Origin of the sequence: Pseudidiomarina sp., from assembly GCF_048268165.1 — a bacterium.
Taxonomy (GTDB): domain Bacteria; phylum Pseudomonadota; class Gammaproteobacteria; order Enterobacterales; family Alteromonadaceae; genus Pseudidiomarina.
Genome location: NZ_JBLWWA010000001.1, coordinates 354,631 through 368,162, shown reverse-complemented (window position 1 = coordinate 368,162; position 13,532 = coordinate 354,631). Strand labels below are relative to the sequence as shown.

General features: G+C 47.8%; 9 protein-coding genes. 6 read left to right on the top strand and 3 right to left on the bottom strand.

Annotation, left to right across the window (positions count from 1 at the left end; translation table 11 throughout):
- Positions 1-9 precede the first annotated feature (9 nt).
- Genes ACN0UY_RS01655 through ACN0UY_RS01645 form a run of 3 tightly spaced genes read right to left on the bottom strand, consistent with a single transcriptional unit; the run spans position 10 to position 3,380 of the window.
- Entirely contained in the window at positions 10-1,035 is a 1,026-nt protein-coding gene (locus ACN0UY_RS01655) for a histone deacetylase family protein (protein WP_417665084.1), read from the bottom strand.
- A 12-nt stretch (positions 1,036-1,047) separates the two neighbouring features.
- Entirely contained in the window at positions 1,048-2,376 is a 1,329-nt protein-coding gene (locus ACN0UY_RS01650; protein WP_417665083.1) for an aspartate aminotransferase family protein, read from the bottom strand.
- A gap of 11 nt (positions 2,377-2,387) precedes the next feature.
- Positions 2,388-3,380, bottom strand: coding sequence for a LysR family transcriptional regulator (locus tag ACN0UY_RS01645; RefSeq protein WP_417665082.1), 993 nt, complete (start codon positions 3,378-3,380; stop codon positions 2,388-2,390).
- A 95-nt stretch (positions 3,381-3,475) separates the two neighbouring features.
- On the opposite strand from ACN0UY_RS01645, the gene ACN0UY_RS01640 reads away from it, so the two are divergent.
- The 6 genes from ACN0UY_RS01640 to ACN0UY_RS01615 are packed head-to-tail and all read left to right on the top strand — an operon-like array spanning position 3,476 to position 13,453.
- Positions 3,476-4,408 (top strand): 3-keto-5-aminohexanoate cleavage protein, encoded by a 933-nt coding sequence (locus tag ACN0UY_RS01640; protein ID WP_417665081.1) that lies wholly within the window; start codon positions 3,476-3,478, stop codon positions 4,406-4,408.
- Positions 4,405-4,893, top strand: a complete 489-nt coding sequence (locus tag ACN0UY_RS01635) for a GNAT family N-acetyltransferase (protein ID WP_417665080.1) — start codon at positions 4,405-4,407, stop codon at positions 4,891-4,893. The genes ACN0UY_RS01640 and ACN0UY_RS01635 overlap by 4 nt, the downstream gene beginning before the upstream one ends.
- A complete protein-coding gene (locus ACN0UY_RS01630) occupies positions 4,890-7,427 on the top strand; it encodes a CehA/McbA family metallohydrolase (protein ID WP_417665079.1) in 2,538 nt (845 codons plus the stop codon). The genes ACN0UY_RS01635 and ACN0UY_RS01630 overlap by 4 nt, the downstream gene beginning before the upstream one ends.
- Complete coding sequence (locus ACN0UY_RS01625; RefSeq protein WP_417665078.1) at positions 7,424-9,421, top strand: S9 family peptidase; 1,998 nt, start codon at positions 7,424-7,426, stop codon at positions 9,419-9,421. The genes ACN0UY_RS01630 and ACN0UY_RS01625 overlap by 4 nt, the downstream gene beginning before the upstream one ends.
- A 13-nt stretch (positions 9,422-9,434) precedes the next feature.
- A complete protein-coding gene (locus ACN0UY_RS01620; protein WP_417665077.1) occupies positions 9,435-11,066 on the top strand; it encodes a tetratricopeptide repeat-containing sulfotransferase family protein in 1,632 nt (543 codons plus the stop codon).
- A 17-nt stretch (positions 11,067-11,083) separates the two neighbouring features.
- On the top strand, positions 11,084-13,453 hold the full coding sequence (locus tag ACN0UY_RS01615; protein WP_417665076.1) for a TonB-dependent receptor: 2,370 nt from the start codon (positions 11,084-11,086) through the stop codon (positions 13,451-13,453).
- Positions 13,454-13,532: the final 79 nt, after the last annotated feature.

The following is a 13,532-nucleotide window of genomic DNA, read 5'->3' as shown; positions in this document are numbered from 1 at the left end:
CTTTAATTATTATTTTTGGGTATATGCACGTAGAAATGCAGTCAAGTTTGCAGCTAAAGAAGAGCTAATGTAACCGCCCTCTTGGACAATGACGGTCGGCCCAGAAAATGCACTTTTTATGGTTTGCCCAATATGATGGAAGCCATCGGTAGAAACAGCCAACCCACCAATAGGGTCGTCGATTGATGCATCAATACCTAACGCAATCACCAAAGCATCCGGCGCAAAGGCTTCAATGCGTGCCAAGGCTGTGTTTAGAGCTTTCAAAAACACTTTATCGTCCGATTGCCGTGGTAATGGCAGATTTAAGTTGTAGCCTAATCCTCTGCCTTCACCGCGTTCATCGGCATGTCCCCAAAAGAACGGATAAAATCGCACTGGGTCGGCATGAATGGACACAGTAAATACGTCGTCGCGCTTGTAGAAAATCTGCTGAGTGCCGTTCCCATGATGCAAATCGACATCTAGAATCGCCACGCGTGGGTATTTTTGCTGTAACTGGACTGCTGCGATTGCGCTGTTATTGAAATAGCAAAAACCACCAGCCACCTCTGCGCTAGCATGATGTCCTGGTGGGCGACATAGCGCAAACGCATGCGTGTCACCGGCCAATACAGCATCAGCAGCAGCAACCGCGGTCCAAGCGCTCCAACACGCGCTGGTCCACGTATCGGCACCTATTGGTGCCGCCGCATCTGACATGTGATATCCAGCTTGGGCAACAACGGAAGCGGGGTAAGCCCCATCACGGGCGACTGGCCGAATGTCGGCAACAACAGCTTCTGACGCACCCTCTATGTAACTCCAACGGCGATGCGCATGTTGCAAAAAATGCAGATATTCAGGCGTATGTACCGCTGAAATTGGCCCTAACCCGCTATTTTTTGGCTGCTGAAATTCGCACCCGGCAGCCAGCGCACCTGTTTTTAAATGATCGATGCGCGCTGGATGTTCTGGATTATCAACGAAAACTCCATTAACCAAGTAGTCCTTTGGATAGTGACACTTCTGATCGTCATGTAAGAAAGCTTTCACAACAGTTCCTTTCTATAGTCTTAACTCACGCATAAATTTCTTCATGCTTACGGTGAGTTTTTCGAGAATTTCGTCAATGTGGTTGTCATCAACAATGAACGGCGGACAAATCAATACATGATCGCCCTCATAACCGCCGCGCGTGCGGCGTGGATAAATCACTAAGCCCTCGGCGTACGCCAGCTCAGTGAGTTGTAAAAAGGCATTTTGCGACGCCGGTAACGGAGCCATAGTGACGGGGTCAGCGACTAATTCAATAGCCGTTAATAAACCTTTACCGCGCACATCGCCTATAACCGGAAAGATTTGTTGCAATTGCTGCAAACCTTGCTTTAATTTGGCCCCCATATTGCTGACATTTTGCATCATGTTCTGACGCTCAATTTCTTCGAGTACTGCCAGCCCCGTTGCACAAGCAATTGGGTTTCCCGCATAGGTGTAACCATGCTGAAAACCGCCATCACTAAGCACGGCCTCAACAATGTGGTTCTTCGCCGTCACAGCGCCCAGGGGCACATAGCCTGCACCAAACCCTTTCGCTAGCGCCACAATATCGGGGTTAATATCCCAATGCTCTGCGGCTAAGAACGTACCGGTGCGACCTACTCCCGTCATTACCTCGTCATAGATTAATAACACCCCATACTGCTGACAGATTTCGGCAATACGACGATAGTAACTGTCCGGTGCTACCAGCGCGCCAGTTGATGCGCCACCAATGGGCTCCATGACAAACGCTAATACCGACTCAGGCCCCTCATCTTCAATTTTGGCACGCAACATTTCGGCGTAGCGAATACCGCGCTGCTCATCGGTTAAATCATTACGGTCTAAGTAGCATTGCGGCGCCGGAATTTTTGGCATGGCCGTTGTTAGCGGAATAAATGGATCGTTTAACGGACCATAGCTTGTGAGCGATAAAGCCCCCATAGTGGAGCCATGATACGAAGGTGAACGTGATATAACTTTCCAACGCTGTGATTCGCCATTGGCAACGGCGAACTGGCGCGCCAATTTCATTGCACTCTCGACGGCCTCAGAACCACCTGAAACAAAAAATACTTTTTCGTGTCCGGCAGGACTCAAACTTGCCACCTTGGCAGCCAAGGCCTCGGCTGGCTCGTTTTCGAAATGCATGCGATAGCCAAAAGTCGATTTCGCCATCTGAGCTTGCATTGCAGCTAAAACACTGGGGTTGCTATGGCCAATATTCGATACCATGGCGCCACTTGACCCATCAAGGTAACGCTTGCCTGACCTATCCCAAATATAAACTCCCTCGGCGCGGTCCAATAGCGGTCTGCGTGAGCGAGACTGATAAAACAAATGCGATTCAGACATTAAACTTATTCCTAATAAGAACAGCCATAAGTGCGCTCATGAAGCGGTGTTTGCTCGATGCGCTGGGTGAGTATTTCTAAAAATTTTGCTTCGGCGCGATTTAACTTCGCATGCGGATTCTGTACCAAGTGAATATCAATACTCGGCGTGTTCGTGTATGGCGGTAATTGCCACAAACGCCCAGCTTTAATGTCGGCTTCAATCACGTGAATAGGTAACGGGCCATAACCTAAACCGGCACCAATCATTCGCCTAACTTCTTCCAAATGGTCAGAAACACCCGCTAACTGTTCGGATAAGTTAGCTTGCTGACGAAGCAATGCCACCGAGCGGAGGTAACCCGTTGCCGAGTCGGTGTAGAAGCTGACACGTTCATAATCGCGCAAATCACTTAATTGCAGGTTAGAACGCCCAAATAATGGATGCGGTGGGCCACAAAAAAAGCCAAAGTGCTCACGGTAAAATAAGGTGCCGTCAACGTCGTCGCTGTAGTCATGTGCCAAACACACACCAAAACTTGCTGTTTTATCGCTTACCGTTTTGACCACCTGACGACTATTACTGACTGTCACTGAAAAACGGGTTTTTGGATAAAGCTGATGGAACTCAGCCAAAGTTTCATCAAGCAACGGTGTAACCACGTGACTCGCCAAGCAAACGCGAATTTCTCCGCTTATCTCATCATGTAAACTTGAGAATAAATCGGGTAAACGTGCCACTGAACCAAAAATTTGTTTGCACTCTAAATAAAGTGCCTCGCCTGCAGCTGTAAGCACGAAATTACGCGGATCACGCTCAGCTAACTGCACCTGCAATCCGTCCTCTAAACGGCGCAGTGCACTGCTAACAGAAGGCTGCTTTAACCCCATCTGTTCCGCAGCCCGGGTAATACCATTGCATTCGGCTATGACCAAAAAGGTGCGGAGCAAATTCCAGTCCACCGACCAACTAAAACCACGCAATGGTGACGCCTGCGTCACGCTATCATCTCTTTCATTAGTCATATCATTGCTCAAAACTATGGTTGACTTGAGTATCATTTTATTAATTAATCACATGACCAGAGAAAAATAAACAACTTTTTAAATGAGGAATCAGAGTGAGTAGAAAAGTCATCATAACCAGTGCGATCACCGGTTCAATCTACACGCCGACGATGTCTCCGTATTTGCCGATAACCGGTGAACAAATCGCCGAGCAGTCTATAGGCGCGGCGCAGGCGGGAGCTTCTATCATTCATTTGCATGCACGAGTGCCCGAAAATGGCAAACCAAGTGCTGAAGTTGAACACTTCCGTGGATTTATTCCGCAAATCGCAGCAAACAGTGATGCCGTGCTAAACATTTCCACCGGTGGCAGCTCGCTCATGAGCCTTGAAGAACGCTTACGCCCTGCCACTGCCATGGAGCCAGAAATGTGCTCATTAAATATGGGCTCCATGAATTTCGGAATTTTTACGCTAAAACGTCGTTATTCGAACTGGAAGCACGAGTGGGAGCCTGAATTACTCGACGCCACGAAAGAAAGAATTTTCGCCAATACTTATGCCGACATAGAAAACACCATCTGTCATCTCGGACACGACCTTGGTGCCAAGTTCGAGTTTGAATGTTACGACCTCAGCCACATCGAAACCCTCGCCTATTTCGTCCGTAAGGGCTTTCTAACAGGGCCGTTGTACGTGCAATTTGTATTGGGCGTTATGGGTGGTGCTGGTGCCACGCCTGAAAATCTAATGGCAATGAAAAGTAGTGCTGACCGCTTACTCGGTGATCAGTATCGATTCTCTGTTCTAGCTGCTGGCAAACATCAAATGGAATTGGCCACCATGGGTATAGTTTTAGGGGGGCACGTGCGTGTTGGGCTAGAAGACAGCTTAACCTTGCCAAATGGCGAATTTGCAAAAACCAACGCCGAACAAGTCGCGACCATACGCAGCATTATTGAGGCTTTGGGGCACCAAGTTGCAACACCGGATGAAGCCCGCGAAATGCTGAAACTAAAAGGTGCCAACAAGGTGAAATCATTATGATTACTATTCGACTCGCTACCGCCGACGATGCACCGAAATTGCAGCAGATGATTGTGCAACTGGCTGAAGGGCTTGGTCAAAGCGAAGACATTCTAAGCAATGCGCAAAACCTTGCAGAGATTGGACTGACGCAAGTGCCGGGCTTTCATGCACATATTGCGGTTGATACCGACACCGACCAAGGTGTCGGTTTAGTGTTTTTCTTCCCTGAATATTCAACGTGGCGGGGGCATGCCGGCGTTTACATTCAAGACCTGTACGTTGATGCCAGCCAGCGCGGCACGGGGCTCGGTAAAAAACTGCTGCAAGCAGCAGCTCGCACGGGACAACAATGGCAGGCAAAGCACCTGCGTTTAGCCGTCGACTATGACAATCAAGCCGGTCGAGATTTTTACACCCACGTCGGGTTTAGTGAGCAGCCCCACTATTGCATCACGCAATTACATGGCGAAGCTTTTATTAATTTACTTAAGGCGAACTCATGAGCACGCCACGCAGCTTTTATCTCAGTACCCTAGCCATGACGCTAGCAACAGTTGCATGCTCACCAGTTTCGATTGCGGCGCAAGAAGAGGCAGTGCGTGTGCCTGTGTTGGAGCAAGTAAAGCATCCACACAGCTATTATTGGCGCGAAATGTATGCGCCGCAGCTCACAAACGGTCCCAGCGGCGCCAGTTTCACACCTGACGGTACCAAATTGATATACAGTATGGCCGGCTCGCTGTGGTTGCAAGCGATTGACCAAGATACAGCTGTTGAACTTACTCGCGGTGCGGGTTATGACTTTCAACCCGACGTTAACCACAATGGTAAGTTGGTTACCTTTGTGCGCCAACATGACAATCGCACTGAACTTATGCTCTTAAACCGTGAAAACGGTAACCTGAAGGTTTTGGGAAATACTTCACACAGTTACTTTGAGCCGCGCTTCAGTCCTGATGGCAGCAACATTGCTTATGTACGCACCAATGAGAATGGTCACTTAGGTGTATACGTCGCTACTGTAAGTTCCGAAGGCATCCGTAATGAGCGCGCGATTGTGTCAGGCCATGTCAGCGACAAATACAGATACTACTATTCTGCTGCCGACCATGCCATTAATCCATCGTGGACGCCCGACGGTAAAGCGCTATTACTGCTAACCAATAAAGATACAGCGTGGGGATCTGGGGGGATTTGGGAAGTTCCTGTCGATCATCCAAATCAAGCAAAATTATTGGTTGATGAAGAAACAACTTGGGCCGCCAGCCCGCAACTTGCCAGCGACGGTAAACGACTGCTCTACAGCAGTTACCGCGGCCGCCAATTTCAGCAGCTTTGGTTAACTAGCCGTGAGGGTGAGTACCCTTTGCCGCTTACCTTTGGCGAATTTGATCTACGTGCACCACGCTGGAGCCCTGACGACAAGTCTTTGGTATACATTTCAAACGAAAGTGGCTCGCCACAGCTTATTTTGCATGAGTTTGTTGGTGGAAAAACGAAGGTTATTCAAGCCAACAAGCGCATTTATAAGAATCCCATGCAAACCGTCACGGTGCAATTATTAGACGACAAAGGGCAGCCAGTAAGCGGTCGTGTAAGCCTACTGGGAAACGATGGACGACACTACGCTCCTGCCGATGCATGGATCCGTTCAGATGACTTTGTTGACCAAGCGCATGGCGATCATGAAGCCCATTATTTTCATTGCCATCAACAGTGTACTGTCGATATACCAGAAGGCGCATTTGAGTTGTTTGCCATGCGTGGCTTTGAATACCAATCAGTTAATCGAAATATTAATCAGGTTGAAGATAACAAAGTTACCGTGCAGTTAACTCGAAATGCACTCCCGGAAAGGTTTGGTGAGTTCACTAGCGCCGATTTTCATGTGCACATGAATTATGGTGGTCAGTATCTGCACACTGTCGATACCCTTATTGATGGCGCTCGTGCCGAAGATCTTGACCTGGTTTACAACACTATCGTCAATAAAGAAGAGCGTATTCCTGACATTAAGCAGTTCAAAGTTGAGCCTGATAGTCGCGCCGGGGTAACGGTTTATCAAGCTCAGGAATATCACACCAGCTATTGGGGTCACCTTGGCTTAGTTCATTTAGACTCGCACTATTTGTTACCAGATTTTTCAACATATTGGCACACAGGTCTCGCCTCGCCGTACCCAGCCAATACACAGATTCTTGATTTAGCAAAGCAACAAGGCGCCCTAACAGGTTATGTGCACCCATTTGATTGGTTGCCTGATCCTGAACAAGAGACCACCACCCATGGCTTGCCGCTCGATGTTGCACTGGGTAAAGCGGATTACTTTGAAGTTGTATCCTTTGCTGATCACTTTGTCACCAACGCGATTTGGTATCGCCTGTTGAACCTCGGTTTTAAAGTTACCGGTGTGGGCGGTACTGACTTTATGGGTAATTATGCCTCTGTGCGAGGCCCTATTGGCTTAAACCGCAGCTACCTACCGAATATTAATCCCGAACAACCAGACACCATTAAGCGTGCAGTGAAACACGGGCAAGGCTTTGCCACCAACGGGCCATTATTGGGGCTTTTGGCAAATGGTCAGCCTGCTGGAGCTGAATTGCAGCTAGCTGATAACGAGACCGTAGAGCTCGACATTGCGCTGCGCTCGTTAGCGCCTGTTAGTCATTTAGAGCTCGTTCACAATGGTGAAGTGGTGCATCAATTCGAACTTGATGAACAAGGCCTTAACGCGAATCACACGTATACCTTCATGCCAAAAACCAGCGGTTGGGTTTTACTACGTGCCTATCGCAAGGCGCCCAATAAGGAAGTGCAAGACACCGCAACCTACGCCACAACCAATCCTATTTGGCTTAATGTTACCGACCAAAGCTTAAACGCAACCGCCGAAGCAGAATATTTCATTGCTTGGCTAAATAACATGGAACAGCACGTGCTCGAAAATGATGACTTTAATCATGAATGGGAGCGCGAAGCTATTTTGCAGGACATTCACAAGGCCCGCGAAGTCTACGAGGAACACCTAGAATGAAATTAATCACTTTAGCACTATCAGTAACTTTGGCGTTGCCTGTTGCAGCGCACGCAGAAAAAGTCCCCTTTTCCGTAGCCGACACCAATGCAGCCATTGACGTGTCATCGCCAACTTTAAACGCAGATGGCAGCCTAGTAGCTTGGTCGGTTGGAACCGAACACAAAGCCAGTGACAGCTTCACCACAGACGTATGGTTAGCAGCCAGCAATGGAACAAAGCAAAAAAACATCACACAAACCAATGACAAAAACGAATGGGCGCCTGCATTTAGTCCAGACCAACGTTACTTAACCTGGTTGGCAGAAGATGAGAAAGGCCTGAGCCAAGTATTTGCCTACAACTTAAAAGAGCAGTCCGTTAAACAACTCACCCAACTCGAGCAGAGCATTGAGGGCTATTTATGGTCGCCAGATAGCAAGCGCTTATTGCTAACCTTAACTATTGGTGCGATGCCTCCCAATGATGCTGGCACACCAGCGCCCGTCGTTATTGATCGGTTTAAATACCTTGAAGATGTGGTTGGCTACCTCAGTACGCAACGCACCCACCTATTTGTCTATAGCCTTGCTAATGCCAATCTGGAACAAGTTACTGAAGGTGATTACGACCATTGGTTACCGTCGTGGGCGCCGAACGGCAACGCCATTGCCTATTATTCTCGTCGTGATCTCGAGCAACACCGCTCAATTAACTATGACGTATTTATTCGCGATCTTGATGGCGATAAACAGGAACATCAAATTAGCACCTTTGAAGGCTCCGACGGAGATCCCTACTGGATTTCACCGCCGGCTTGGTCACCTGACAGCAAACGCTTAGTGTGGTTGCAAGGTGGTAAACAGAAATGGATGTATTACCATCCTTGGCAAATGGTCATGGCCGATTTAGAAAGTGGCCAAACGAGCAACCTTGCCCATCTCGATCGCAATATTTATTTACCGCGTTGGTCAGCAGACGGTATGTCTGTTTACGCATTGATGGAAGATAAGCATGTTACCCCGCTAATCCAAGTCGACGTTGCCTCGGGTGAAGTCTCTCAGCTGACACACGGCAAGCACTTCTTAATGGACTATGCCATTAGCGCTAATAACCAAGAAATTGTGGTGCAGCGCGGAACTGATAATCAGCCTTTTGAACTCTACTCAGTGACGCAAAACAAACCACTCACTAATTTTAATGCGTGGATTGAACAGCGCCAGTTCGCAAACACAACTACGTTCAGCTACACCAGCGATGGCCACACCATTGACGGGTTTTTAGTATTACCTGCCGATTACCAGCACGACAAACCACTACCCACTATTTTCCGCGTTCACGGCGGTCCTGTTTATCAATTCAGTCATGAATTTATGATTGACTGGCAGGTTTATGCAGCCAATGGATTCGCAGTCGTAGGCATTAACCCGCGAGGCTCTTCTGGTAAAGGCTTTGACTTCGCCAAGCACATTTATTCGGATTGGGGCAGCGTGGACGTCGATGATTTATTGGCGGGTATCGACCATTTAAGTAAACAAGGAATTATCGATAAAGACCGGCTTGGCCTCGGCGGCTGGAGCTATGGCGGTATTCTGACGAATTGGACGATAGCGCAAACCACCATTTTTAAAGCGGCAGTAAGCGGCGCTGGCACCGGCAACACCCTAGGCAACTATGGCATGGACCAATATGCCATCGACTTTGAGATTGAGTTGGGTACACCTTGGGAAAACTTAGATAACTACCTGCGCGCGAGCTATCCATTTTTGCACGCCAATAAAATCAAAACCCCAACCCTGTATCAGTGCTCTGAAGAAGACTTAAACGTAATTTGCGGTGGCTCCATGCAAATGTACCAAGCCCTGAAGTCTGTTGGCACGCCAACCCGATTAATTATTTACCCAGGACAAAACCACGGTATCAATGTGCCGAGCTATTTGACTGACCGTATGCAACGTAATCTTGGTTGGTATCAAAAATATCTAAACGACAACCAGTCATCAGCGGCTGAGTAACAAGGAGATATTTATGTCTATTGCTCCCTCAACTGCCGGTTCGAAACCAAGTGTGGCTCATATTCCGAATCCGGTTAAAGAAGCGCTTGCGGCTTTTTACGACGGTAAAATAGCGGTTGCTGAGAAGCTTTGTCGCCAATGGCTAACTCATCAGCCGACAGATGTTAATGCTATTCGTCTGTTGGCTGATATTGGAAGCCGCTTGGGCAGGTATGGCGACGCACAGAATTTACTTGAGCGCTGTCTTGAATTGGCCCCCGACTTTCACCTTGCGCGTTATAACTACGCCAGCGTGCTTAGCCGCCAAACGCAATACGAAAAAGCCATCAAAGAAATAAATTTCCTTTTAAAACATGATGCCGAAAAGCCCAATTATTTAATGCTAAAAGCATCAACGCTTGTTCGTCTAGACCACTACGCGGAAGCTATTCGAATTTACGAACAACTGGTCGCTCACAAGCCTTCACAACCAAAGCTTTACTTAAGCTACGGACACGCGTTAAAAACGGTAGGACGCACTGACGAAGCGATTTCAGCTTATCGTCACGCTATCCAGCTGGCACCAACGCTCGGTGAAGCCTATTGGTCACTGGCCAACCTCAAAACAAAACCATTAACCGACGCTGAAGTAGCTACGCTTGAGCAGGCGCTAAAGCAACCAAGCCTGAAACCTGATGATGCGGCGCAATTAAGCTTTGCACTGGGTAAAGCATTAGATGACCGCGGCGATATTGATAAAGCGTTCAAACATTACGCCGAAGGGAACGAAGTTCGCAGACGCTTAGTGCAGTACAGTGCCGATGAGCATCAGCAGCGCACAGAAGAAACTATCAATACCCTAACGGCTGATTTTTTCAATTCACGCCAAGGTATGGGGCACGATGACGACGCGCCTATTTTCATTGTCGGCTTACCGCGCGCTGGCTCAACTTTGATTGAGCAAATATTAGCCAGCCATAGTCAGGTAGAAGGAACCCACGAATTACCCAACATCATTAATATGGCACGCCGTTTGAGTGGCAAAGCACGTCCTGCCGATCCTTCTCGCTACCCTGCGATACTTCACGATTTAAGCGCCGATGAATTACAGCAACTCGGCCAAGAATATATTGAGCAAACCAAGCGTTACCGTTCTGGTAAACCTTATTTTATCGACAAGATGCCAAACAATTTTGAGCACACAGGGCTCATTCACGCGATGTTACCCAACGCCAAAATTATCGATGCACGGCGCCATCCTTTGGCCTGCTGTTTATCAGGCTTCCGCCAATACTTTGCCCGCGGTCAGCGTTTCAGTTACAGCCTTACCGACATTGGCCGCTATTACCGCGACTATGTTGCACTCATGGATCACTATGACGCGGTGCTGCCTAACCGTGTCTATCGTGTGCAGTACGAAAACATGGTGAACGACACCGAAACAGAAGTTCGACGCTTGCTTGATTACTGTGGCCTGCCTTTTGAGGAGCAGTGTCTGACTTTTTATAAGAATAAGCGTGCGGTTAAAACCGCCAGTAGCGAACAAGTTAGGCAACCGATTTTTACCAGCGGCATGACGTATTACCGCGATTATCTCCCCCACTTAGGGTCGCTCATCGACGCTTTAGGCGATGACGTATTAGCCCGTTATTCAATCCATAAATAAAAACTAGAGGAATGCTTATGGCTACCCAAAAGAAACAGAACAATAACGGATGGTTTAAACGCCATCCGCTACATGTTGCTGTCTCATTTGTGCTTGCGAGTCACTTGCTACCTGCCTACGGGCAAGAAGTTGACACCGCGCAAGACCAAGCAGAACAACAAGTTGAAGAACGCTCCGGTCAAATTGAGCAAATTACGGTGACTGCTACCAAGCAAGCAACAAACATGCAAAAGGTGCCTTTATCCGTCAACGCGTTAACCAATGAGACGCTGGAAAACCTTAATATTCAAGGCTTTGAAGACTACATCAATTTCTTGCCTACGGTGTCTTATTTGTCGTACTCACCGGGCCTTGCGCAAATATATATGCGCGGTATTTCATCTGGTGGTGACGGTATTCATTCGGGTTCACAGCCAAGTGTAGCTGTATACCTTGATGAGCAGCCAATCACCACAATAAACAACGTACTAGATGTTCATGTTTATGACGTTGCCCGTATTGAGACGTTGGCCGGCCCGCAAGGCACGTTGTATGGCGCCAGCAGCCAAGCCGGTACCATGCGAATTATTACGAACCAGCCGGACAATACATACTTCGATGCAGGCTTTGACGTACAAGCCAAAACCATCAAAGACGGCGGTGCGGGTTATACCTTTGAAGGTTTCGTGAACGTACCGATTAATGACGCTGCTGCTTTGCGTGTCGTCGCTTGGTATGACAAAGAGCCTGGCTACATCGATAACGTGTATTCTGAGCGTCTTTTCCGTGCTTCTGGCATTCGTATCAATAATGCCGATTTAGTTGAAGAAGATTTCAATGAAGTCAATACGGAAGGTTTACGTGCTTTATTAAAGGTTGATTTGAATGAAAACTGGAGCGTTACGCCAGGGATTACCGTTCAAAGCTCTGATTCAACTGGTGTTTGGTCGCATAATCCGGACAAACAAGGTGATCTGAAGACCGGCAGCTTTAACGACGAGTTTACCGATGACGAATGGTACCAAGGCAGCCTTACCGTCAACGGTAAAATCGGTGATCTCGACGTCGTGTACGCCGGTGCGGTTATGGATCGTGATTACTACAACGAAACCGACTACAGCGCCTATGCCGAATATATGGAAGACTTATATGCGGAATACGGCTACTACTGCTTATATTACGATGACATGTACAACTGTGTGAACCCAAATCAATACATCAGTAGTGACGAAACGTTCTCTAAGCAAAGTCATGAAATTCGTTTTTCTTCTCCGCAAGACGAGCGCTTTCGCTGGATAGCCGGAGTGTTTTATCAGAAGCAAGAGCATGATTTTGATTTACGCTGGGTTGTTCCGGAATATCCAACCACCGAAGATTATACGCCGATAGTTGGTGAGCCAGTGGTATGGGTAACGGACCAATTGCGCACTGACAAAGACATGGCTGTTTTCGGTGAGGCCTCCTACGACATTACCGAAAAGCTTACCGTTAACGCGGGCTTACGTTTCTATGAATTGGAAAATAGCTTGTTTGGTTACTATGGCAACAACGGTTCTTCGTATTGCGCTGCGCAGCCGTGTTTGGACTATCCGAACTTAGATAAAAAAACCGATGAGAGTGGCAGCACGTGGAAAGCGAACGCCTCATACGAGGTCACCGATGACGCTTTAGTTTATGTCACCTATTCGAAAGGTTTCCGTCCGGGTGGTACTAACCGAGCGCTAACCGGAACCGTTGCACCATCGTACAAGCAAGACTTTGTTTACAACCATGAATTTGGTTGGAAAACATCGTGGATGGATAACCGGTTGCGTTTCAATGGTGCCGCATACTTCATGCGTTGGGATGACTTCCAATATGCGTTCCTAGACTACCAGGTGTCACCAGTAACGTTGATTACCAATGTGGGACAGTCTGAAACCTTAGGTTTTGAGTTTGATACTGCTTTTGCAGCAACACCTGATTTAATGTTGAATTTCTCAGGTAGCTATAACGACGCAACCTTGCAGGAAGATTATTATCAAACTATCGACGATCGCGAAGCTGGCATTATTAGTGCTCCTAAAGGCACAAAAATGCCATTAGTTCCAGAGTGGAAGTTGACCGGTAGCGCGCGTTATCACATGGAGGTAGCCGGATTACCAGCTTACATGCAACTTGCCGCTTCATATACTGGGGCAAGCTGGAACCTACTGGAAACCGACTGGCGTACCGAGCAAGATGCCTATACCTTGTTGAACTTCAGTGCCGGTTTCGAGCATGAAGATGGCTGGAATATGGAGTTCTTTATCAACAACATTACTGATGAACGTGCGCAGGTGCATATTCCATGGAGCTTCGGCATCGATAACCCCGAATACACCACAACGCCACGCAAGATGGGCATTCGATTTGGTTGGCGTTATTAAGCTAATTTGAGAGTAGACCTAGGGTGGATTGAGCGTGGTCATGCGCTCAATCCACTTTCTTGTTTTTATTGAGGTTACT

Excerpts from the sequence above, each read along its gene's own strand:
- ACN0UY_RS01650 (WP_417665083.1), bottom strand. The coding sequence starts at position 2,376 with ATGTCTGAATCGCATTTGTTTTATCAGTCTCGCTCACGCAGACCGCTA.
- ACN0UY_RS01645 (WP_417665082.1), bottom strand. The coding sequence starts at position 3,380 with ATGACTAATGAAAGAGATGATAGCGTGACGCAGGCGTCACCATTGCGT.
- ACN0UY_RS01635 (WP_417665080.1), top strand. The coding sequence starts at position 4,405 with ATGATTACTATTCGACTCGCTACCGCCGACGATGCACCGAAATTGCAG.
- ACN0UY_RS01630 (WP_417665079.1), top strand. The coding sequence starts at position 4,890 with ATGAGCACGCCACGCAGCTTTTATCTCAGTACCCTAGCCATGACGCTA.
- ACN0UY_RS01625 (WP_417665078.1), top strand. The coding sequence starts at position 7,424 with ATGAAATTAATCACTTTAGCACTATCAGTAACTTTGGCGTTGCCTGTT.
- ACN0UY_RS01620 (WP_417665077.1), top strand. The coding sequence starts at position 9,435 with ATGTCTATTGCTCCCTCAACTGCCGGTTCGAAACCAAGTGTGGCTCAT.
- ACN0UY_RS01615 (WP_417665076.1), top strand. The coding sequence starts at position 11,084 with ATGGCTACCCAAAAGAAACAGAACAATAACGGATGGTTTAAACGCCAT.